This window comes from Streptomyces sp. CB02400 (assembly GCF_001905725.1).
Lineage (GTDB): Bacteria > Actinomycetota > Actinomycetes > Streptomycetales > Streptomycetaceae > Streptomyces > Streptomyces atrovirens.
The window spans coordinates 99,013-121,007 of record NZ_LIWB01000023.1 but is presented as its reverse complement, the minus strand read 5'-3'; the positions used below and the strand labels follow the sequence as shown (position 1 = coordinate 121,007).

Genomic DNA, 21,995 nt, shown 5'->3' with positions numbered 1-21,995 from the left:
CTCGGTACGGTCAGGACTGTCCGGCGGTGGACCGCAGCTGCGTCTTGCTGATCTTGCCGACGCCGGTCCGGGGGAAGGCGTCGACGAACTCGACGAGGTCGGGGACCTTGTAGGTGGCGATGCCGCGCTCGCGGACGAACCGCTTGATCGCGACCGGCCTCAGCGGCTCGGCGTCCCCGCGCAGGATCACGTAGGCGAGGGAGCGTTCGCCGAGGTAGTCGTCCGGTACCGAGACCACCGACACGTCGTGCACCGACGGGTGGGCGAGGATGATGTTCTCGACCTCTTCCGGCGCGATCTTCTCGCCGCCCCGGTTGATCTGGTCCTTGGCCCGGCCCTCCACCACGAGGTGGCCGGTCGGGGTACGGCGCACGATGTCGCCGGTGCGGTAGAAACCGTCTTCGGTGAAGGCACGCCGATTGTGCTCCGGGGCCCGCCAGTAGCCGCGGATGGTGTAGGGGCCGCGGGTCAGCAGATGCCCGAACTCGCCCTCGGGGACGTCGTGGTCCTCGTCGTCGACGATGCGGACCTCGTCGTCCGGGGAGATCGGTCGGCCCTGCGTGGTGACGACCGTCTCGGTGTCGTCGTCAAGGCGTGTGTAGTTGACCAGGCCCTCGGCCATGCCGAACACCTGCATCAGCCTGCAGCCGAGCGCGGGCTCCAGCCGGCGGGCGGCCTGCTCGCTGTACTTGGCGCCACCGACCAGCGTCAGCCCCAGGCTGGACAGGTCGTGCCCGGTGGCGGGAGCGGCCTCGGTCCACACCAGGGCCAGCGGCGGCACCAGGGCCGTCATGGTGATCCGCTCGGACGCGATCAGCGGGAACACGGTGGCCGGGTCGGGCTTCGGGGCGAGCACCACCGTGCCGCCGGCGTACAGGACGCCCAGCCAGCCCGGCGAACTCATCGGGAAGTTGTGCGCGGCCGGCAGCACGACGAGGAAACGGGTGTCGCCGTCCACGCCGCAGATCTCGTCGGAGCCCCGCAGCGAGTACATGTAGTCGTCGTGGGTGCGCGGGATCAGCTTGTTCAGGCCCGTCGTCCCGCCGGAGAGCTGGAGGAACGCCAGCTCGTGCGGCTCGGGCCCGTCGAACGGGCCGGACGGCTCGCACGGCACCTCGCTCAGCGCCGTGTGCTCACCGGGGTCCCCGGCCACGAAGACGTGCTTCAGGCCCGGCGTCCGCTCCCGTATCCGCGCGGCCAGGTCCCGGTGGTCGAAACCGGCGTGCCGGCCGGGAACGACGTACGCGACGGCCTCGGTGTGGGAGCAGAAGTGGGAGATCTCCGTCTCGCGGTGCGCGGGCAGCGCGTACACCGGCAGCGCGCCGATGCGGAACAGGGCGAAGACCACCTCGACGAACTCGCCGATGTTCGGCAACTGCACGACGACCCGGTCGCCCTTGACGATGCCGCGCGCCAGGAACCCGGCGGCGAGCCGGTCGGCGCGCGCGTCCAGCTCCCGGTACGTCCAGGTGCGGCGCTCGGGCGCCGGGTCGACCAGGGCGATCCGGTCGGGGTGGGTGGCGGCCCGCTCGCGCAGCATGCCGCCGAAGGTCTCGCCGCGCCAGTGACCGGCGGCCCGGTAGCGTTCGGCGAACTCGGACGGCCAGGTGGGGGCGTCCACACCAGGGGTGAGGGTCACAGCGCTGCTCCTACGGCGTGCAGGAAGGTACGGAACTTGGCGGCGGTCTCCGCGGTCTCGGCCTCGGGCGTGGACGCGGCCACGACCCCGGCGCCGGCGAACAGCCGCAGGGTCCTGCCCTCGGCCTCGGCGCAGCGGATCGTCACCACCCACTCGCCGTCGCCGTCGGCGTTCTGCCAGCCGACCATGCCGGTGTAGGCACCGCGGTCGAAGGGTTCCGACTCGGCGATCACCCGCCGGGCCAGCTCGGTGGGCGTGCCACAGACCGCCGGGGTGGGGTGCAGAGCGGACGCCAGCTCCAGGGCGGTGGTGTCCGGGGCGGAGACCTCGCCGGTGACCGTGGTCGACAGGTGCCACATGGCGGCGGTGCGCACCAGCGTGGGCCGCTCGGGCACCTCCAGTGCGGTGCAGAACGGTGCCAGCGCCTCCCGTACGGCGGCCACGACGACGGCGTGCTCGTGCAGGTCCTTCCCGGACTCCAGCAGGGCGGCCGCGCGCCGCACGTCCTCGGCGAGGTCCGTGCTGCGCGGCGCCGATCCCGCGAGGGGGTTGGCGGTGAGCCGGCCGTCCCGGAGGGAGACCAGCAGTTCGGGGCTGGCGCCGACCAGGGTGCGGCCCGGTCCGCTCGGCACGGCGAAGGTGTAGCCGGCCGGATCGCGGCGGGCCAGGCGGCGCAGCATGGCCGGCAGGTCCGGCTCCCGGGCGGAGGTCAGCTCCAGCGTGCGGGCGAGGACGACCTTGTCGAACTCCCCGGCCCGCATCCGCGCCACCGCGGCGGCCACCGCCTCGCCGTACCGCCCCGCGGCCGGGACCTCCCGGACCCGCCACTCGGGGCGGTCCCCGTCCTCGGGCACGGGCAGCGCGATCAGCGGGTCCTCGCGCAGCGGCGGCGCCCAGCGCACCGACTCCGGCACCGCCAGCGAGGCCGGGGCGTCCGGGGCGAAGGGCAGCGCCCCCACGACCACCGGCTCGGGGGCGCCCGGACGGCGCAGCGCCTCCAGTGCCTCCCGCACCCGCCTGGCCGGCGGACGGGAGTCGTCGGGTATCTCGGCGGCGGTGCCGCGGCCGAGGAGCGTGCGGTGGGGGGTGGCGAGGAAGCGATCGGTGGTGGGTCGGTAGGACTCCAGCAGCGCGGTCGCGGCACCGGGGATGACCGGCGTGCCGGTGAGCCGGTGCGGGGGTTCGTGCAGGGAAAGGGACATGGCTGTCTCCAGTGGGGGAGGACGTGTGCCGTGGGCCCGGGTCAGGCCCGCAGGGTGGCGCCGCCGTCGACGTACAGGTCGTGCATGGTGATGTGCCGGGCGCGGTCGGAGGCCAGGAAGGCGACGGCGTCGGCGATGTCGGAGGGTTCGGCGATCCGGCCGAGCGGGATGCCCGTGCGGTAGGACGCCAGGTCGCCCTCGATCACCCGCCGGGTGGACGCCTCCTCCTCGCCCGCGGTCCACAGGGCACGCTGCATGTCGGTCATGGTCGAGCCGGGGGAGACCGTGTTGCAGCGCACCCCCTGCCGCGCGACCTCCAGGCCCAGGCACTTGGTGAACATGACCGCGGCGGCCTTGGAGGCGGCGTAGGCGGCGAGGCCCGCGCGGGGGATACCGCCCGCGTTGGAGGCGACGGTGACGATGCTGCCGCGGCCGCGCCCGGTCATACGGCGGGCGGCGGCGCGCGAGACGTGGAACACGCCGGTGGTGTTGACGGCGAAGTGCGCCGCCCAGTCCTCGTCGGAGAGGCCGGCGACGGGCCCGTCGCGCAGGATGCCGGCCACGTTGACGGCGATGTCCAGCGGGCCGAGGGTGCCCTCGGTCTCGGCCACCAGCGCCTCCACGGCGGTGGCGTCGGTGACGTCCAGCGGGCGGGCGGTGACCCGCTCGCCGTGCCGGGCGGCGAGTGTCTCCACGCCCGCGCGGTCGACGTCGGTGGCGACCACGCGGACGCCCTCCTCGACGAGAGCCGTGACCACCGCCGCGCCGATGCCCCGGCTCGCCCCCGTCACGAGGGCGAGCCGGCCGTCGAGTCCGAGCCTCACGAGGCGAGAGCCTTCGTCACGTCGTCCAGGACGATCCGGGCGGCCAGCGGGCCACCGGCGCTGTTCCAGGCGGAGCCCTGGATGACCACGACGTGACCCTCCTGCTCGGCCTTCAGCCTGGTGAAGTTGGGTACCTTCACGGCCTCGGCGTACGCCTTCTCGCCGTCGGCCTTCTCGCCGAGGGTGCCGAAGAACAGCCAGTCGCCGTCGATGGTGGACAGCTTCTCCAGGCTGACCGGCTCGCTGTGGCCGGTGCCCACGCCCTGCTGGTCCTTCGGCCGCTGAAGGCCCAGGGCGGTCAGAGTGGCGCCCACGTGGCCCACGCCCCGGCCGACCGCCGACGGCGCCTTGTTCTGCCAGCGGATCACGCTGACGACCGCTCCGGCGTTGTCGCCGAGTCCCGCCTTGGTGGCCGCCACGTCGGCGTCGAAGCCGGTGAGGATCTTCTCGGCCTCGGCCTTCCGGTTCAGCGCGTCGGCCGTGGTGGTGAACGCCTTCTTCCAGTCCTCGTTCAGCTTGGCGGTGACCACGGTCGGGGCTATGGACTCCAGCTTGGAGACCTCGCCCTTCACCGCGGTGGTCTCGTCGAGCAGGATCAGATCGGGCTGGAGCGCGGCCAGCTTCTCCATGTCGGCCTCGGCGACCGTGGCGACGACCTGCGCCTTGCCCGCCTTGTCGGCCAGGTAGGTGGACACGCCCTTCTGGCCGCGCCCGGCGGTGGCACCGACCGGCTCGACGCCGAGCGCGAGGGCCGCGTCCAGGGTGGGCTCGCTGAGCGTGACGACCTTCTTCGGGGCGGCCGGCACGTCCACCTCGCGGCCCGTGGCGTCGGTGACCTGACGGGTGTCGGCCTCCTTGCCGCCGGCGCCGGCGCCGCCGCCGCCGCCGTCGTCACCGCAGCCGGTCAGGAGCAGGGCCCCGGTGACGACGACGGCGGCGGAGGTGAGGACGGTTCTGCGGGAGGCACGTGCGGGGGACATGAAGGGGTTGCTCCTCGGAAGAGTGGTGGGAAACGGAAAAGGGGCGCAGAGGAAAAGGGGAGGCACATACGGAAGGGGCCGGGACGTGCGAGGCCGTGGATCAGGAAGCGGGGCCGCCCAGCAGACGGCCCAGGCCGTCCGCCAGAGCGCCGTGCCAACAGACGTAGTCGTGACCGCCGTTGAACTCGTCGTAGGTGACCCGGTGGCCGGTCGTGCGCAGCGCGTCGTACAGCGCGCGGTGGTGGTCGACCATGGCGCCCTCGTGCAGTCCGACGTCCAGATGGACGCGCACCGGCCGGGAGGTTCCGGCGGCGTAGCGGGCGACGAGCCAGGGCGTGCCGTACACCGGCGGCTTGGGCCCGGCCGGCGGCGGCAGTCCGGGCCGCCACCACAGGGAGGCGGACTGGGCGAGGACGTTGCCGAACCGGTCGGGCCGCAGGTACGCGGCGTACAGCGCGGTCATGCCGCCGAGGCTCTGCCCGGCGACCACGGTCCGGCGCGGGTCCGTGGCCAGCGGCCAGCGTCCGGCCGCCCAGGGCAGCAACTCGTCCGCCAGGAAGCCGACGAACGGCTCCCGGCCGCCGAGGTCACGCCAACGGGTCCGCCGGTCCACGGCATCCGGCGCCACCACGGCCAGCGGTGGCAGCGCGCGGTCGGCGATCAGCGCGTCCAGCGTGTCGCCGAGGTCGAGCCGCCCGAACCACATGTCGCCGTCGCACAGCACCAAGGTCGGCAGGGGTGCGCCGACGCCGCGTTCGCGACCAGGCGGCAGATAGACCCAGGCGTTCCGGTCGCCGACCGGCGCCGAGCCCGGGACCCGGTGCCGCTCGACCCGCCCGGCCGGCACCGTGCCTCGCCGTCCGGCCCACGGCTGGGCGGGGGCGTCGGGCAGGGCGAAGACCGAGGCGTCGGACTCCTGCCAGCGGGTGGCGACGGTACGGCGGTTGAGCGGGTCGGCCGCGGTGAACGCGGTCAGCGACCGCAGTCGCTGCTGGAGGCCGTCCGGGTCCGAGGGCGGTTCCTTGGGCGAGATGTCGGCGGCCAGCCGGTAGGAGCCGCGGTGGTCGGCGCGCAGCCGGAGCCCCAGGTGCCAGACGTCGGTGCCGGGTACCTGCTCCAGCAGTGAACCGGCCAGGTGGGCGCGGTCGGTGAGGCGGTTGCCGAACAACAGCACCTGCCGGGTGGCGCGATGACCCCGCCACAGGAACGTGACCGCCCGATGACCGGGCGAGCCGTCGAGTTCCTCGACGAGCGGGGTGCCCAGGTTTTCCGCCTCCTTCCAGAACTCGGCGGCCAAGGCGGCCCGTCGGGTGTCGTCGGCGCCCTCCACTGCCTCCAGGAGCCGCGCGACGCGCGGTCCCGTCACCCGCATCGGGCGGACGTCCGGCGAGGTGGCACCGCGAGGGGTGGATCGGGTGAGCGTGGTCATCGGCGTTCTCCGTGGACCGCTGGTCGGAGGGCAGGGCAGGCCAGAACTGCCGACGAAATCGTCAACAGCTAAGGTAAGGCTAGCCTAAGCTAAGCACATGTTCCTTGAAACGTGTGCCCTACAGCCAGTCGTTGCGGCGTCCGTCGTCCGGTGCTCCGTCCCCCGGACGGCCGCCTCATGAACACCGCGACGGCTGCCGCCCCGCCAGGGGAGGAGCATGGCGCGGAAAAGCCCCGCACCAGGGCGTCCCGGCGCGCGGCGGGCCTGCTTCTCGGCGTCTTCCTGCTCGTCGGGGCGGCCACCCTCTCCCTGGCCGTAGGTGCCAGGCAGATACCGGTCGATCAGGTCTGGTCGGCCCTGTTCACTCCGTCCGGGACCGAGAACGACGCGATCGTCCGGGACCTGCGGCTGCCCCGCACCCTCATCGGCGCCGCCGTCGGCGCCGCCCTCGGACTCGGCGGCGCCGTCATGCAGACCCTGACCCGTAATCCGCTCGCCGACCCCGGGCTCCTCGGCGTCAACGCGGGCGCGTCGGCCGCGGTCGTCACCGCGATCGGGGTCCTCGGCATCACGTCCTTCACCGGATACCTGTGGTTCGCGCTCGCCGGCGCGGCCCTCGCCGCCACCGCCGTCAGCGCCCTCGGCGGCGGCCGGCGGGCGACGCCGGTCCGGCTCGCACTGGCCGGAACCGCTGTCAACGCGGCCCTGTTCGGCTACGTCAACGGCCTGTCGCTGTGGCACCTGAGCACGCTGGACGAGATGCGGTTCTGGTCGGTCGGCACCCTCGCCGGCCGGGAGGTGTCCCTGCTGGCCGTCGTGGCGCCGCTGCTTCTGGGCGGTGCCGTGCTCGCCCTCGCGCTGGCCAGGCCGCTCGGCGCCATCGCCCTAGGCGAGGACCACGCGCGGGCGCTGGGCACTCGGGTGCGGCGCGTGCGGGTGCTCTCCGTCGTCGCCGTCACCCTGCTGTGCGGCGGAGCCACCGCCGTGTGCGGGCCGATCGGCTTCATCGGCCTGATGATCCCGCACGCCGTCCGCGCCTTCTGCGGACCTGACCCGCGGCGGCTCATCCCCTGCTGCGCGGTGTTCGCGCCGGTGCTGCTGCTCGTCTCGGACGTGATCGGGCGCGTCGTGATGCCGCCGTCCGAGATCGAGGTCGGCACGGTCACCGCGTTCCTCGGCGGACTGCTCTTCATCCATCTCGTACGGCAGCGGAAGGTGGCCCAGTTGTGAGCCCCGTGAAGGACGCCCCCGCGCGGGCCCGCGCGGAGGTGCGGCGCGGACTGCTGCGCACCGGCCGCTGGTCGCTGCGCTACGACAGCCGGGCCCTGCTGGTCTGCGTGCTGCTCGCCGTGTTCGCGGCGTGCGCCATGGTGCTGGCCGTCGGTACCGGAACCTACGAGCTGTCCCCGACCGAGGTGCTGAGCACGCTCGCCGGCGACGGCCCGCCGGGAGCCGGGTTCGTCGTGCTCGACCTGCGCCTTCCCAGGGCCCTGGTGGCCGTGCTGGTCGGCTTCGGACTGGGCATGGCGGGCGCGGTCTTCCAGTCCCTGACCCGCAACCCGCTGGGCAGCCCCGACGTCATCGGCTTCGGCAACGGAGCCTCGGCCGGCGCGCTCGTGGCGATCATCGTCCTCGACGCGGGCGCCGTGCAGACGGCCGTCGGCGCGGTGTGCGGCGGCGCGGCGACGGCCACCGCCGTCTACCTGCTGGCCTGGAAGCGCGGGGTGCACGGCTACCGGCTGGTCCTCGTCGGCATCGGCGCCTCCTCGGTGCTGGGTGCGGCGACCAGCTTCCTGTACCTGCGCGCCGACATCGGCAAGGCCGCGCAGGCCGCCGCCTGGACGATCGGTTCGCTCAACGCCCGGGACTGGAACGACGTTTGTATCGCCGCGCTGGGGCCGGCGGCGCTGGCGCCGGTCGTCCTGGCGTATGGACGACGGCTGACCCTGCTGGAGATGGGTGACGACACCGCCGCCGCGCTCGGGGTGCCGCCCGAGCGGAGCCGCCTGGTGCTGCTCGGTGCGGGCACGGGCCTCACCGCCATGGCGGTGGCCGCGGCCGGACCCGTCCCGTTCGTCGCGATGGCCGCCCCGCAGCTGGCTCGCCGGGTGACGCGTGCGGCGGGTCCGAACGTCCTTCCCGCCGGCTGGACGGGAGCGTTCCTGGTGACCGCCGCGGACCTGGCCACCCAGCGTCTGACCGGCTCCGCCCTGCTACCGGTCGGTGTGGTGACCGGCGTGGCCGGCGGGGCCTACCTGGCCTGGCTGCTGCGCGCCGAGCGCCGGGGCTCCCGGCTGTGACGGGGAGACCGGCCGCCGAGCGAGTACCTACGTGCGTAATGCGACGAGCTGTGGATTCCGGCATCCCCACACCTCCGCTCCCCGGCGGCTCGTCTCCCCGTAAGTGACCGAGAACGAACGCGCGTTCACCCGCACCACCTGCCTGAGCGCCCGGCACTGGCATCACGACCGCCTGACGGCCCTGGCCGGGGTGCCACTGGACCGGGCCGGCGTCGCCCTCCTGCACCGGCTCGCCGACGGCGAGCCGGCCGCGCAGCTCGGCGTGGAGGCGTCCACGGCTCGGTCCTGCTCCACCCGCTCGAGGAGAAGGCCCTCGGCATCACCTCGGCCCGGGCCGGCGGCCTCGGCGACTGGTCACCGCCGGCTGGGTCCGGCCGTGCGCACGATGCCCCGTGCGTTCCAGGGGCCGGTGTTCTCCGGCGTGCAGTTTTACCTTGCGCCCCGGGAGGGGTGAGTTTTCCGGCTGCGCCACTACCTTCACTGGCACCGCACGGCTTGTCGGCTCCGTGCGCGTCCCCCATGCCTTTCCTTTTCCTTCCCTTTTTTCTCCCGCGCTGTCCGGCGCAAGGAGGCGCTCAGACCATGAGAAGCACGAACAGCGGCAGGCCCAGAGCCCTCGCCGTCGCGTCGATGGCGACCGTGATGGTCCTCGCGGGCTGCTCAGGAGGCTCCGGGACCACGGACGAAGCCGACACCCTGACCGTCAACTGGGGCGGTTTCCCGGAAAACTGGGCGCCGGGCGCCGAGATGGAAGCCGGCTACCTGCGGGTCCCGTACGAGAACCTGGTGGCGCTCGACGCCGGCGGTGCGATCAGACCCGTACTCGCCACCCGGTGGAAGCAGACGGACGAGGCGCTGACCCTCACCCTCCGCAAGGGCGTCACCTTCCACGACGGCACCCCGTTCGACGCGGAGGCCGTCAAGGCCAACCTGGAGTTCATCCGCGACGGGGAGACCGCCTACGCGGGCCCGCTCAAGGTGATCGAGTCGGTCGACGCCGTCGACGCGCACACCGTCCGCCTCAACCTCTCCGAGCCCACCCCGTCCCTGCTCACCATGCTCTCCACACGGGCGACACCGATGGGCAGCCCCAAGGCGATCAAGGCCGGCACCATCGTCCGGACCCCTGTCGGCACCGGTCCGTGGGCGTACGACGCGAGCGCCTCCAGCAGGGGCAACCGCATGACGTTCACGTACTACGACGACTACTGGGGCGGCGAGGACAGCGTCGGCTTCAGGACGGTGGAGCTCCACGCGATCCCCGAGGACAGCTCGGCCGGCGTCGCGCTCGCCGTCGGGGAGATCGCCCTCACCGACACCGAGACCACGCAGCTCGGCAGCATCAAGATCAACCGGCACCTGCGGCACCTCACCTATCCCGCCCTCCGCAACAACCCGATGTTCTTTGACCGCGGACCCGGTGGCGCCTTCGCGGACGTGCGCGTGCGCCGTGCGGCCTGCCACGCCCTCGACACCCAGGAGATCGTCAAGCTCGAGCCGGACTTCAAGGAGCACACCCAGCACTTCGGCGAGGGCGAACCCGGTTACAACCCGGACATCGAGGGCTACGACCACGACCTGCAGACGGCCCAGGCCCTCATGGCCGAGGCCGGCAGTCCCCAGGTGTCTGTCGAAGTCCTCGCGGCCCCCTTCAACGAGAAGCAACTGCGGGTGTACGCCGAACAGCTCGGGAAGGCCGGTATCGAGGTGACCGTGCGGCCCGCGGCCTCGCCGGAGTACTTCTCGCAGTGGAACAGCGGGCGTTACGCCCTGGGCCTCGGCTCCAACGACGAGCTGACCCCCTACGACTGGTACAAGGCGTGGTTCGCCGAGGGCGCGCCCGGCAACCCGGCCAAGGTGGAGAGCGCCGAGCTGAAGGCGGCGGCCGACGCCGCCATCGCCGCCGGTGACTCGGACCTGGCCGACGAGCTGTGGCAGAAGGTCACGAAGATCGTCTCCGACGAGGCCCTCACCTGCGCCCATCTGACGGGTGAGGAGCTGATCGCCTGGAACACCGAGATCGTCACCGACGTGAAGGCGTCCTCCCAGCCGTGGGAGACCAACCTGGTCGACTACAAGGCTCTCCGGCCAGCCGGAGAGTGACTTGACCCGGCCCCCGTCCGCGCAGCCGGCGGGTGCGGGCCACGCGCCGGGCCGGAGCCGCCGACGGGGAGGTCCAACGCCTCCACCCGGCCTTCTTCCCGCCGCAGGCGGTCACCGTGTCCCCGCTCGTCCTCCCGCTGACGTATCCGGAGCCGAAGAGCCCGGCCGCGGCGGTCCCGGGTGCGCCGCCACACCGGAGAGCCCGGAACGGGGGTTTCGACGCGCCTCGCCGAACGGCTCGGCGCGGTGTCCGGCGGCGGCCACGGCGCCTCCCGCGCCACCGGCCCGCCCGTGACCAGCCTCGTCCACCGCCGTGCCCGTCGGGCCGCACACCGGGCCGGCGAATCGCGTCGGGTGTGACGCGACGCGGCCATACGCGCTGTGCCCCGCTGCTCCGTTCCGGGCAGCGGGGCACAGCGCGAGCCGCGGACGGGACCGCTCAGTCGCGGCCCATCTGGTCCTCGGCCGACAGGTGTTCCACCGTCCTGCCCGTCTCCGTGAACGTCCGGGTCACATGCCCGGAGGAGTACACCCACAGAATGCGCAGCGGGGTGTCGCCGACGTTGCGGAACAGGTGGGGGATGGGAGAGGGGATGTACGTCGTGTCGTAACGTTCCAGCTTCGTCACCTCGCCATCGACCCACACCTCCGCCTCGCCGTCCAGGATCGTCACGTGCTCGTCGCAGTTGTGCGAGTGCAGCGGCGCCCCGGAGCCCACCGGATACACGCTCATCCCGCTGGTGATCCGGTTCTCCCCGCCCGCCGAGGGCGTCGTGATCAGCGGTGTCGTCACGACGGCGCCACCACGGTCGAGCAGGGGCACCGACGCGGCCTTGATGATCGTGGTCATCCGGAACTCTCTCTCCTTCTGGGGGTGCGTCGAACGACGGTAGGTCGGCGCCGGACGAATGGGTGCCCTCCGGAGTGCAGGTTTACCTTGCACTCCGGGAGGGGTGAGCTTCCTTCCGGCCGGTTGTACCGTCACCTGGCATCGCACGGCGTCTGTATCCGTGCCTGAAACGCGCCGGAAAGAAAAGGCAGGTAACGGCCAGATGAGGCTCCCCGTTCTCACTGATGAGGAAATGAACCCGCGGCAGCAGGAGCTGGCCGCGCGGATCGCCGGCCGTCGCGGAGCCGTCCGCGGGCCGTTCCGGGTCTGGCTGCACAGCCCGGAGATGTGCGAACGCGCCGAGTCCCTCGGTGCCTTCGCCCGCTTCGACTGCAGCCTCCCCAAGCACCTGCGCGAGCTGTCGCTCCTGATGGCCGCCCGGAACTGGGACGCGCAGTACTCCTGGAACGCACACGTGCACCAGGCGATCGAGGCGGGCATCCCGGAGGCGGCCGTGAAGGCGATCGCCGAGAAGCGCGAGGCCGTCTTCGAGGACGAGGGGGACCAGGCCTTCTACCAGTTCTGCCGGGAGGTCCTCGAGAACCACTTCGTCTCCGACGAGACCTTCGCCCGCGCCCACGCCCACTTCGGCGCCAAGGGCCTGGTCGACACCATCGGCACACTCGGGAACTTCACCATGCTGGGCATGTGCCTGAACACCTTCCAGGTGGACCTCCAGGCCGACAAGGAGCCGCCCTTCCCCGACATCCGCGGCTACGGACGCGTCGACCCCGGACAGGACACCCCGTCGTCCTGACACCCCCGCCGCCCGTACCCGGCGGCACCACCGCGCTCAGTCGTTCCCGTTCCTGTTCCATTCGCGATCTTCCCCGCAGTGCTCGGCGCAAGGAGGCGCTCAGCCCATGAGAAGCAGCAAGAACAGCACCAAGCCCAAAGCCCTCGCCCTCGCCTCGGTGGCGGCTGTCATGGTCCTCGCGGGCTGCTCCGGAAACGCCGCGAGCCAGGACAAGTCCACCTCCGGCACCCTGGCCGCGAACTGGGGCGGCTTCCCAGAGAGCTGGGCGCCGGGCGCCGAGATGGAAGCCGGCTACATGCGGGTCCCGTACGAGAACCTGGTGGCCCTCAACGGCCAGGGCGAGATCATCCCGGTGCTCGCCACCAAGTGGGAGCAGACGGACAAGGCGCTGACCCTCACCCTGCGCGAGGGCGTCACCTTCCACGACGGCACCCCCTTCGACGCCGAGGCCGTCAAGGTCAACCTGGAGTCCATCCGCGACGGCAAGACCGCCTACGCCGGTCCGCTCAAGGTGATCGAGTCGGTCGACGCCGTGGACGCGCACACCGTCCGCCTCAACCTCTCCGAGCCGACCCCGTCGTTGCTCACCCAGCTCTCCACCCGCGGCGCCCCCATGGGCAGCCCGAAGGCGATCAAGGCCGGCACCATCGCCCAGACCCCCGTGGGCACCGGTCCCTGGGCGTACGACGCGAAGTCCTCCACCAAGGGCACCCGGATGACGTTCACGTACTACGACGGCTACTGGGACGGCGCGGACAGCGTCGGCTTCCAGACGGTCGAGCTGTACGCGATACCCGAGGACAACGCGGCCACCGGCGCGCTCGCCACCGGCGAGATCTCCCTGACCGACACCGAGACCACCCAGTTCGGCCGCATCGAGTCCAACGCGAGCCTGAAGCACCTGTCCTACCCGGCGATCCGTAACAACCCGATGTTCTTCGACCGGGGCGAGGGCGGTGCCTTCGAGGACGTCAGGGTCAGGCAGGCCGCCTGCTACGCCCTCAACACCGAGGAGATCGCCAAGCTGGAGCCCGACTTCAAGGTCCGCAGCCAGCACTTCAGCGAGGGCGAGCCCGGCTACAACCCGGACGTCACGGGCTACACCCACGACCTCGCCAAGGCCAAGGCGCTGATGGCCGAGGCCGGTGACCCCGAGGTCGAGGTCGAGATGCTCGCGGCCCCGTTCAACGAGAAGCAGATGCAGGTGTACGCCGAGCAGCTCGGCAAGATCGGCATCAAGGTCTCCGTGCAGCCCGCGGCCCCGCCGCAGTACTTCTCCCAGTGGAACAGCGGACGCTACGGCCTGGGCCTCGGCTCCAACGACGAACTCACCCCCTATGACTGGTACCAGGCGTGGTTCGCCGAGGAGGCCCCCGGCAACCCCGCGCACGTGGAGAGCGCCGAGCTGAAAAAGGCCGCCGACGCGGCCATCGCCGCCGGCGCCTCCGACGAGGCGGACGCTCTCTGGCAGGACGTCACCAAGATCATTTCCGATGAGGCCCTGACCTGCGCCCACGTGGCGGGCGAGGAGCTGATCGCCTGGAACACCAAGGTCGTCACCGACGTCAAGCCCTCCACCCAGCCGTGGGAGACCAACGCCATTGATTACAAGGCCCTGCGCCCGGCCGGAGAGTGACCTGACATGACCCTCGCCCATACCGCTGACGGGTGCGGGGCCCGCGCGGGGCGGAGGCGATGATGGGCAAGCTCATCGCCTACCGCCTCGTCCTGGCCCTGCCGCAGTTGGCCCTGGTCTCCCTGCTCGTGTTCTTCCTGACATACCTGGTGCCCGGCAGCCCGGCCGCGGCCATCCTCGGCGCCGGCGCGACCCCGGAGAGCCTCGCCCAGGTGGAGTCCGACCTCGGCCTTGACCAGCCGTTCGCCGAGCGGCTGGTGGAATGGTTCGGCGCCGCGCTCACCGGCGACCTCGGACTGTCGTACTCCAACAGCCTGCCGGTGAGCGACCTGATCGCCGAACGGCTCCCCGCGACCCTCTCCCTCGTCGGTGGCGGCCTGGTCTTCGCCGGTGTCTTCGGCATCCTGCTCGGCGTGCTCGCCGCGCTCCGGCCCGGCCCCCTCGACCGGGCGATCAACGGCGTGACGTCCCTGGGGCTCGCCATCCCGGAGTTCTGGTTCGGGCTGATCCTCTCGCTGGTCTTCGCCGTGCAGCTGGGCTGGGTTCCGGTGGTCGCCTACACGCCTCTCGCCGAGGACCCCGCCGCCTGGTTCACCGGCATGATCCTGCCGTCCATCGCGCTCGGCGCACCCGCCGCCGCCATGGTGGCCCGGCAGACCCGCGGTGCCATGGCCAAGTCCCTGAGGGCCCCCTACATCGACAGCCTCACCGCGGTCGGCGTGCCCCGCACCCGCGTCGTGGTGCGGTACGCCCTGAAGAACGCCATGATCCCGGTGCTCGCCTCCACCGGTCTCACCCTGCGCATCCTGATCGGTGCGAGCTTCGTCGTCGAGACGGTCTTCGCCGTTCCCGGCATGGGCGAACTGCTCCTGCACAGCGTGATCGGCAAGGACTTCCCCGTCGTCCAGGGTGCCGTCCTCGTGGTCGCCGTCCTCGTCATCGGTGTCAATCTCGTTCTGGACGTGGGCTACGGCCTGCTCGATCCGAAGGTGCGCTCGCAATGACCGTGACCGAGAAAACACCGGCGTTCGGTAAGACCGAGCCCGCACCGCCGAGGAAGCGAAACCGCCACGGTCTCGTGCCCCGCCTGCTGCGGCAGCCGGGAACCGTCGCCGGCATGGGCGTACTGCTGCTGGTGGTCCTGATCGCCGTCGCCGCCCCGCTCCTCGCCCCGCACGACCCGGCCGCGCACAACTACGACGCCGTCCTCCAGGGCCCCGGTGTCGAGCACTGGCTCGGCACCGACGACCTGGGCCGTGACACCCTCAGCCGACTGCTGTACGGCGCCCGTGTCGCCCTGCTGGTCTCCGTCGGAGCCGTCGGCATCGCCATGCTCATCGGCGTGCCCATCGGACTGCTGCTCGGCTACCGAGGCGGCTGGACCGACCGGCTGGGCTCCCGGCTCCTCGACGTGTCGGACGCGCTGCCGGGCATCATGGTCGGCTTCACCGTGATCGCGATCCTGGGCCGTGGACTGCTCTCCCTGATGCTCGCGGTCGGCCTCATCTTCTGCATGAGCTTCGCCCGGCTCACCCGTGCCGTGACCCTCGCCGAACGCGAACGCCAGTACGTGGAGTCCGCGCAGGTCGCAGGGTTGCGTACACCGGAGATCCTCTTCCGGCACGTGCTGCCCAACCTCACCGGGCCGCTCGCCGTGCAGGCCGCCGGGTTCCTCGGTCACGCCGTCGTCATCGAGTCCGTCCTCAGCTTCCTGGGCCTCGGCCTGGAGTCCGACACCGCCTCCTGGGGGGCGATGCTCTCCCTCGCCGCGGAGCAGCAGGCCGAGCAGCCCTTCCTGCCGTTCCCGCCCGGCATCGCCATCGTGATCACGGTGCTCGCGTTCAACGTGATCAGCGACGGCATCAACGACGCCCTCATGGGCGGCGGTCGCACCTCCGTCAGCCGCCGGTTCCGCGGCACCCTCAAGGCCGCGGCGGCCGCGTCCGCCGACGGCACCACGGCCGGGCAGGACAGGACCGGGAGCACGGTCGGGGCCGGCGACAGCTCCGACGACTCCGATGCCGTGCTGGCCGTCCGGCACGTCACGGTCGCCCTCGACGGTCCCGACGGACCCGTCCCGCTGGTGAAGGACGCGGGCCTCACCCTGCGCGACGGAGAGGTCCTCGGCCTGCTGGGTGAGTCCGGCTCGGGCAAGTCGATCCTGTCCCGCTCCGTCCTCGGCCTGCTGCCCCGCGGGATCCATATGACCGAGGGATCGGTCCGGCTGGGCGGCGAGGAGATAGCGGGCCTCGGAGAGAAGGAGATGCGGCGCCACCGCGGTTCCGGCATCTCCGTGGTGCTCCAGGACCCGATGACCGCGCTGTCCCCGGTGCACACCGTGGGCAGGCAGCTCTGCGAGCCGCTGCGGCTGCACTTCGGCCTGTCGAAGGAGCAGGCCAGGGCCCGCGCCGTCGAACTGCTCACCCGGGTCGGGGTGCGCGACGCCGAGGGACGGCTCGACGACTACCCGCACCAGTTCTCCGGGGGCATGGCCCAGCGCGTGGCCATCGCCATGGCGCTGGCGGCCGGCCCCAAGGTGCTCATCGCCGACGAGGCCACCAGCGCGCTCGACGTCACGACCCAGAGCCAGGTCCTCGACCTGCTGCTGGAACTCCGGGACGAGTTCAACATGTCCATCATCATGATCACCCATGACCTGGGTGTGGTGGCCGAGACCTGTGACCGGGTCGCCGTCATGTACGCCGGACAGATCGTGGAGGTCGGCGAGGTCTCCGACGTGCTCCACCGACCCCGCCACCCGTACACCGCCGCCCTGATGGCGTCCAGCCCTTCGGGAGAGGTCACCGGAGGGCGCCTGGCCACCATTCCCGGCCAGGTACCGCCGGCCGGGTCCTGGCCCGTCGGCTGCCACTTCGCCGACCGCTGCTCCTTCGCCGAGGACGGCTGCCGCGAGCACCCCGTGCACCTCGCGGAGAACGTCCGCTGCACCCGTGCCGACGACCTCGTCCTGGAGGTGACCAAGCCGTGAAGACCGCACCCCTCACCGAGTCCGCCGCCCCGGGGACGGACGACGCCCCCCTGCTGGAGGTCCGCGACCTCAGCGTCTGCTACCGCACCGGGCGGGCCGCCTCCTGGCGGCGCACCGACACCCCCGTCGTCGACCGCGTCAGCTTCGACGTACGCCCCGGGGAGACCCTGGGCCTGGTCGGCGAGTCCGGCTCCGGCAAGTCGACCATCGGCCGCACCATCCTGCGGCTCGTCGACCCGGTGTCCGGCACGATCACGTTCGACGGACGCGAGGTAACCGCCTTCGGCCGGTCCACTCCGCTGTCCTACCGGCGGGACGTGCAGGCCGTCTTCCAGGACCCGGCGTCCTCGCTCAACCCCCGGCACATCGTGCGCGACGCCATCACCGGACCGTTGCGCCGCCACGGCAGGGGCTCGCGCAAGGAACGGGAGGAGGCCGCCGCCGAGGCGTTCCACATGGTCGGCCTGAACCCGGCCCTGCTCACCCGCTACCCCATGGAACTGTCCGGCGGCCAGCGGCAGCGGGTGGCCATCGCCCGCGCCATCGCGCTGAAGCCCCGGCTGGTCATCTGCGACGAGGCGGTCAGCGCGCTGGATGTCTCCACCCAGAGCCAGATCGTCAACCTGCTCGCCGACCTCCAGGAATCCACCGGGGTCAGCTTCCTGTTCATCACGCACGACCTGCGCCTGGTGCGCCACATCTCGCAGCGCGTCGCCGTCCTGCAGCACGGCCGGCTGGTGGAGTTCGCGGACACCGAGCAGTTGTTCCGCACCACCCGGCAGCCCTACACCCGCAGACTGCTGGCGGCCATCCCGGCCACCGACCCGGAGGGCCGCGAACACCGCAGGGCCCGCCGAGCCGCCCACCGCAAGGCTCCGAATACCACATGAAACTGTGAGGTCAGAACCCCTTTACTCAGCTGAAAGATCTCTTAGCCTGAAGTGCCCGCCATAAGAGGGAGCAGCTTCTTTCGCTTCCTCGGCCGAGCACATCCTGCACCGGCACGTCGCGCAGCCGGCGGCAGCGTCGTCTGACCGCCGTGGCCCAGGAGGAACCGTGGACCGCCTACTCCTCATGCACAGCTTCGTCACCGTCGCCCAGGTGGGCAGTTTCAGCGGTGCCGCGAAAAAGCTGGGCTCGTCCGGTTCCCTGGTGTCCCGGCACGTTGCCGAGCTGGAACGGCAGGTGGGTGTCCGCCTCGTCAACCGCACGGCCCGGTCGGTGAGCCTCACCGAGCCGGGCCAGCGGTACGCCGATTTCGCCGCCCGTATCCTGGACGAGATCGACGCCGAGGACGCCTCCATCTCCCAGCTGCACGACCGCGCCGAGGGCACGCTCAGCATCATCTGCCCGAAGTGGATAGGCAGTCTCGACCTCGGTGACGCGATCGCCGCATTCTCCGCCGAGCACCCGAAAATCCAGGTCCGTTTCGAGCTCGGTGGCATGTCCGACCGTACCTACGACTTCCTGGACAGCGGGTTCGACATCGCCTTCCACACCCGCGACCTCCGCGATTCCAGCGTCCGGCTGAAGAAAATCGCCTCGCTGCCGTTCGTGCTGTGTGCGTCCGAGGAGTACATCGCACGGCGCGGCGGCCTCGACCACCCGAACGACATCGCCGCCCACGACTGCCTGGTGCACGTCAACGACCCGGTGTGGCGGATCGGCCACGGACACGCCAGCACCCTGCACAAGATCCGCAACATCGCCTTCTCGTCGAACTCCTACATCGCCCTGCAGAAGGCCGCCGTGCACGGCCGCGGCCTGGCCCTGCTGCCCCAGCGCCCGGCCTACGACGATCTGGTCTCCGGCGCCCTGAAGGTGCTCCTGCCCGAACTGGCCGTCCCCGACCGTCCGCTGTACGCGATCTACGGGCCCGGTCAGGACACCCCGCGCAAGGTGAGCGTATTCCTGGACTTCCTGTCCCGGTGGTTCGCGCAGAATCCCATGCCGGCCGTGCGTCCGTAACCTCCCCGCCGTCAACCGCAAGAAACGATTGCGCACTTCGTCAAGCTCGGGCCATTGAGGGCTGTCGCCGCGGAAACCTACGCTCGCCGGGCGACCCGCGAAACGAGGAACCATGGGAATCCAGAGAATCGAATCGGTCACCTACAGCATTGACGACCTCGACGAATGCGTCCGGTTCTTCGACGACTTCGGACTGCTCCTGGTCGAGCGCACCGATGAACACGCCGTCCTCGAGACCCTCACCGGACAGACCCTGACCCTGGACACCGCGCCCGGCGACCTGCTGCCGCCGCCGGTGGAGGACGGGCCCACCCTGCGCGAGGTCGTGTGGGGCGTCGACACCGCCGAGGAACTCGACCGGCTGGTGGCCGAGACGGCCCGCGACCGTCCCGTCCGGCTCAGCGCCGACGGCGTGCACCACACCGTCGACGAGACCGGCTTCGGCGTCGGGCTCACCCTCGCCAGGCCCAGGCCGGCGCCCGTCACACCCCGCCCGGCCAACGCGCTCGGCAACGTCAACCGCTGGAACGCCGCCCTGACGGAGATCGCCCGGGTCCGACCGCTGCGCATGTGCCACGTCGCGCTCAACATCCGCAAGGAGGGCAAGGACGAGGCGGTCGCCTTCTACACCGACCGGCTCGGTTTCCGTCCCACCGACGTGGTCGAGCCCATGGGTGTCTTCATGCAGGCCCCCGGCGACGACGACCAACACACCATGCTGCTGTGCCACCGCCCCGACCGGGCCGGTGTCAACCACATCGCCTACGAGGTGCCCGGCTTCGACGACGTCATCGAGGGCGGCAACTTCATGATCGAGCGGGGCTGGCGGGAGGCCCGCAGACTGGGCCGCCACACCATCGGCTCCAACGTCTTCCGCTTCCTGCACGCCCCCTGCGGCGGACGCGTCGAGTACGCGGCCGACATGGACCGCGTCGACGACAGCTACGAGACCCGGGTGCACGAGACCACCCCGCCGCACCACATCTGGGCCCTGCGCACCAACCGCGACCAGGACGCCACCAGCACCGCCTGAACCTTCCCCGGCCTGAGAGGGCACCCCTTCATGACCACCGACCACGGCTATCCCGCCGTCCGCATGCACATCGCGGGCGAGTGGTGCCAGGGCGGCACCGGACGTACCGCCCCCATCGTGAACCCGGCCACCGAGAAGGTGATCGGCGAGGTACCGCTCGCCACCACCGCCGACCTCGACCGTGCCCTCGCGGCCGCCGACGAGGGCTTCCGGAGCTGGCGCGACACCCCCATAGCCACCCGCACGGCGATCCTGCACAAGGCCGCCGACCTGCTCACCGAACGCGCCGCCGCCATCGGCCGGATCATGACCCTGGAGCAGGGCAAGCCGCTCGCCGAGGCCACCGGGGAGGCCCGCCGGGTCGCGGGCACCCTGCGCTGGCACGCCGACGATGCCCGCCGCGCGTACGGCCGTATCGTGCCGTCCGCCCCCGGCACCGTGCTCACCGTGCGCCGCGAGCCGATCGGGCCCGTCGCCGCCTTCGTGCCGTGGAACTTCCCCGTCGGCGGTCCGATGCGGAAGATCTCCTCCGCGCTGGCGTCCGGCTGTTCCATCGTCATCAAGGCGTCCGAGGAGACCCCCGCCACCGCCATGGAGCTGGTGCGCTGCTTCACCGACGCGGGTCTGCCCGCGGGCGTCCTCAACCTGGTCTTCGGCGAGCCCGCCGAGGTCTCCGCCCACCTCATCGCCTCGCCCGTCATCAGGCTGGTCGCCTTCACCGGCTCGGTGCCGGTCGGCAAGCTGCTCGCCGCCGCGGCGGGCCGGGTCATGAAGCCGTCCCTGATGGAACTCGGCGGCCACGCCCCCGTGATCGTGTGCGCCGACGCCGACCCGGTGAAGGCCGCCCGCCGCGCCGCACAGGCGAAGTTCGCCAACGCCGGACAGGTGTGCACCTCGCCCAGCCGGTTCCTGGTCCACGAGTCCCTGATCGAGGACTTCACCGCCGAGTTCGTGAAGGCCGCCGAAGCGGTCGTCGTCGGGGACGGCCTGGACGAGTCCACCACCATGGGCCCGCTCGCCAACGAACGCCGGCTGAAGGCGATGGAACGCCTGGTCGCCGACGCCGTCAGCCGGGGCGCCAAGGTGCTCACCGGCGGCGAACGGCCGGACCGTACCGGGTACTTCTTCGCGCCGACGGTCCTGAGCGACGTACCGGCCGACGCGGAGCTGATGAGCGAGGAACCGTTCGGGCCGCTCGCGCCGATCGTTCCCTTCACGGATCTCGACGAGGCGCTTGCGGTCGCCAACGCGCTGCCCTACGGGCTCGCCGCCTACGGCTTCACCGACTCAGCCGCCACCGCCGAGAAGCTGTCGGCCGGACTGGAGGCCGGGATCCTCTCCCTCAACCACTGCGGCGGCTCCGTCCACGAGGCCCCCTCCGGCGGCGTCAAGGACAGCGGCTACGGCCGCGAGGGCGGCCCCGAGGCCCTGGACGCCTACCTGGTCACCAAGCGCGTCTCCCACCTGCTGGTGCCATGAGGTACGCGCGCATCTCGGTCGGTGGACGCGCGGTGTGGGGCCGGGTGGGGGAGGAGGACGTCGAGCTGCTGTCCGGCTCCCCCCTGGAGGAAACCGACGTCGACGTCATCGGCACCGTCCCGCGCGAGGGCGCGCACTGGCTGCCACCCGTCGTCCCGCCCGTCTTCTACGCCGTCGGCATGAACTACCCCCGGCACATCGCCCACGCCAAAGCCGCCACCCCCGAGCGTCCCGAGGCCGGCTACCGCGCCAACAACGCCCTCACCGGCCACCTTTCGCCGATCGTCAAGCCGGCCGAGGTCACCGGCCGCTTCGAGGCCGAGCCCGAACTCGTCGCCGTCATCGGCCGCCGCCTGCGCCACGCCACCCATGACGAGGCCCGCGAGGGGATCTTCGGCTGGACCGTCGGCAACGACGTCAGCGCCCGCACCTGGCAGCACCAGGACCGCACCTTCTGGCGCAGCAAGAACAGCGACACCTTCAAGCCCATGGGCCCCTGGATCGAGACCGACGTCGACGCCCTCGCCCAGACCACCACCCTCCGCGTCAACGGCGAGACCCGCGCCGAGTTCGCCACCGGAGACATGGTCTTCGACCCCTTCGACCACATCGTCGAGATCACCAAGCACATCACCATGCACCCCGGCGACGTGCTCTGGATGGGCGCCGAGTCCGTCTGCCAGGTGGAGCCCGGCGACACCGTGGACGTCGAGATCAGTGGCATCGGCGTGTTGTCCAACCCCGTACACCTGGAAGGGAACTGAGTC

General features: G+C 71.7%; 19 protein-coding genes. 13 read left to right on the top strand and 6 right to left on the bottom strand.

The annotated features are described in order from the left end of the window. Nucleotides 1-10: 10 nt before the first annotated feature. The 5 genes from AMK33_RS36205 to fes all read right to left on the bottom strand — a co-directional run bounded on the left by AMK33_RS36205 (nucleotide 11) and on the right by fes (nucleotide 6,074). Nucleotides 11-1,639: a (2,3-dihydroxybenzoyl)adenylate synthase gene (locus tag AMK33_RS36205; RefSeq protein WP_073937268.1), complete on the bottom strand. Its 1,629-nt coding sequence runs from the start codon at nucleotides 1,637-1,639 to the stop codon at nucleotides 11-13. After that, complete coding sequence (locus AMK33_RS36200; protein ID WP_073937267.1) at nucleotides 1,636-2,841, bottom strand: isochorismate synthase; 1,206 nt, start codon at nucleotides 2,839-2,841, stop codon at nucleotides 1,636-1,638. The genes AMK33_RS36205 and AMK33_RS36200 overlap by 4 nt, the downstream gene beginning before the upstream one ends. Nucleotides 2,842-2,882: 41 nt before the next feature. Then, the gene (locus tag AMK33_RS36195; RefSeq protein ID WP_073937266.1) at nucleotides 2,883-3,665 is read right to left on the bottom strand and encodes a 2,3-dihydro-2,3-dihydroxybenzoate dehydrogenase; all 783 of its coding nucleotides are present in this window, start codon (nucleotides 3,663-3,665) and stop codon (nucleotides 2,883-2,885) included. After that, nucleotides 3,662-4,645: an ABC transporter substrate-binding protein gene (locus AMK33_RS36190; RefSeq protein ID WP_073937265.1), complete on the bottom strand. Its 984-nt coding sequence runs from the start codon at nucleotides 4,643-4,645 to the stop codon at nucleotides 3,662-3,664. The genes AMK33_RS36195 and AMK33_RS36190 overlap by 4 nt, the downstream gene beginning before the upstream one ends. A gap of 100 nt (nucleotides 4,646-4,745) precedes the next feature. Continuing rightward, complete coding sequence (fes, locus tag AMK33_RS36185; RefSeq protein ID WP_079195102.1) at nucleotides 4,746-6,074, bottom strand: enterochelin esterase; 1,329 nt, start codon at nucleotides 6,072-6,074, stop codon at nucleotides 4,746-4,748. A 177-nt stretch (nucleotides 6,075-6,251) separates the two neighbouring features. Between fes and AMK33_RS36180 the strand changes: the two genes are divergently transcribed. The 4 genes from AMK33_RS36180 to AMK33_RS36165 all read left to right on the top strand — a co-directional run bounded on the left by AMK33_RS36180 (nucleotide 6,252) and on the right by AMK33_RS36165 (nucleotide 10,477). Then, on the top strand, nucleotides 6,252-7,304 hold the full coding sequence (locus AMK33_RS36180) for a FecCD family ABC transporter permease (RefSeq protein WP_073937264.1): 1,053 nt from the start codon (nucleotides 6,252-6,254) through the stop codon (nucleotides 7,302-7,304). After that, nucleotides 7,301-8,374, top strand: coding sequence for a FecCD family ABC transporter permease (locus AMK33_RS36175; RefSeq protein WP_235618295.1), 1,074 nt, complete (start codon nucleotides 7,301-7,303; stop codon nucleotides 8,372-8,374). The genes AMK33_RS36180 and AMK33_RS36175 overlap by 4 nt, the downstream gene beginning before the upstream one ends. Before the next feature lie 103 nt (nucleotides 8,375-8,477). Next, nucleotides 8,478-8,828 carry a hypothetical protein gene (locus AMK33_RS45345; RefSeq protein ID WP_073937263.1) on the top strand — a complete coding sequence of 117 codons (351 nt, stop codon included), beginning with the start codon at nucleotides 8,478-8,480 and terminating at the stop codon, nucleotides 8,826-8,828. A 128-nt stretch (nucleotides 8,829-8,956) separates the two neighbouring features. After that, a complete protein-coding gene (locus AMK33_RS36165) occupies nucleotides 8,957-10,477 on the top strand; it encodes an ABC transporter substrate-binding protein (protein ID WP_073937262.1) in 1,521 nt (506 codons plus the stop codon). Nucleotides 10,478-10,916: 439 nt separating this feature from the next. Here the strand turns inward: AMK33_RS36165 and AMK33_RS36160 are convergent, their stop codons facing one another. Continuing rightward, the gene (locus tag AMK33_RS36160) at nucleotides 10,917-11,327 is read right to left on the bottom strand and encodes a cupin domain-containing protein (protein WP_073937261.1); all 411 of its coding nucleotides are present in this window, start codon (nucleotides 11,325-11,327) and stop codon (nucleotides 10,917-10,919) included. Between the two features lie 232 nt (nucleotides 11,328-11,559). Here AMK33_RS36160 and AMK33_RS36155 point away from each other — a divergent pair, with 232 nt between their 5' ends. From AMK33_RS36155 to AMK33_RS36115, 9 genes are all read left to right on the top strand, one after another. Further along, nucleotides 11,560-12,123 carry a carboxymuconolactone decarboxylase family protein gene (locus AMK33_RS36155; protein ID WP_079195100.1) on the top strand — a complete coding sequence of 188 codons (564 nt, stop codon included), beginning with the start codon at nucleotides 11,560-11,562 and terminating at the stop codon, nucleotides 12,121-12,123. A 106-nt stretch (nucleotides 12,124-12,229) separates the two neighbouring features. Then, nucleotides 12,230-13,759, top strand: coding sequence for an ABC transporter substrate-binding protein (locus AMK33_RS36150; protein WP_073937259.1), 1,530 nt, complete (start codon nucleotides 12,230-12,232; stop codon nucleotides 13,757-13,759). A gap of 32 nt (nucleotides 13,760-13,791) precedes the next feature. After that, complete coding sequence (locus AMK33_RS36145; RefSeq protein ID WP_143203895.1) at nucleotides 13,792-14,763, top strand: ABC transporter permease; 972 nt, start codon at nucleotides 13,792-13,794, stop codon at nucleotides 14,761-14,763. Next, nucleotides 14,760-16,748 (top strand): dipeptide/oligopeptide/nickel ABC transporter permease/ATP-binding protein, encoded by a 1,989-nt coding sequence (locus tag AMK33_RS36140; protein ID WP_079195098.1) that lies wholly within the window; start codon nucleotides 14,760-14,762, stop codon nucleotides 16,746-16,748. The genes AMK33_RS36145 and AMK33_RS36140 overlap by 4 nt, the downstream gene beginning before the upstream one ends. Beyond that, on the top strand, nucleotides 16,745-17,638 hold the full coding sequence (locus tag AMK33_RS36135; RefSeq protein WP_073937257.1) for an ATP-binding cassette domain-containing protein: 894 nt from the start codon (nucleotides 16,745-16,747) through the stop codon (nucleotides 17,636-17,638). The genes AMK33_RS36140 and AMK33_RS36135 overlap by 4 nt, the downstream gene beginning before the upstream one ends. A 166-nt stretch (nucleotides 17,639-17,804) precedes the next feature. Further along, nucleotides 17,805-18,716, top strand: a complete 912-nt coding sequence (locus tag AMK33_RS36130) for a LysR family transcriptional regulator (protein WP_073937256.1) — start codon at nucleotides 17,805-17,807, stop codon at nucleotides 18,714-18,716. A gap of 112 nt (nucleotides 18,717-18,828) precedes the next feature. Further along, nucleotides 18,829-19,749: a VOC family protein gene (locus AMK33_RS36125; protein WP_073937255.1), complete on the top strand. Its 921-nt coding sequence runs from the start codon at nucleotides 18,829-18,831 to the stop codon at nucleotides 19,747-19,749. Nucleotides 19,750-19,779: 30 nt separating this feature from the next. Beyond that, entirely contained in the window at nucleotides 19,780-21,228 is a 1,449-nt protein-coding gene (locus tag AMK33_RS36120; RefSeq protein WP_073937254.1) for an NAD-dependent succinate-semialdehyde dehydrogenase, read from the top strand. Then, entirely contained in the window at nucleotides 21,225-21,992 is a 768-nt protein-coding gene (locus AMK33_RS36115) for a fumarylacetoacetate hydrolase family protein (RefSeq protein ID WP_073937253.1), read from the top strand. The genes AMK33_RS36120 and AMK33_RS36115 overlap by 4 nt, the downstream gene beginning before the upstream one ends. Nucleotides 21,993-21,995: the final 3 nt, after the last annotated feature.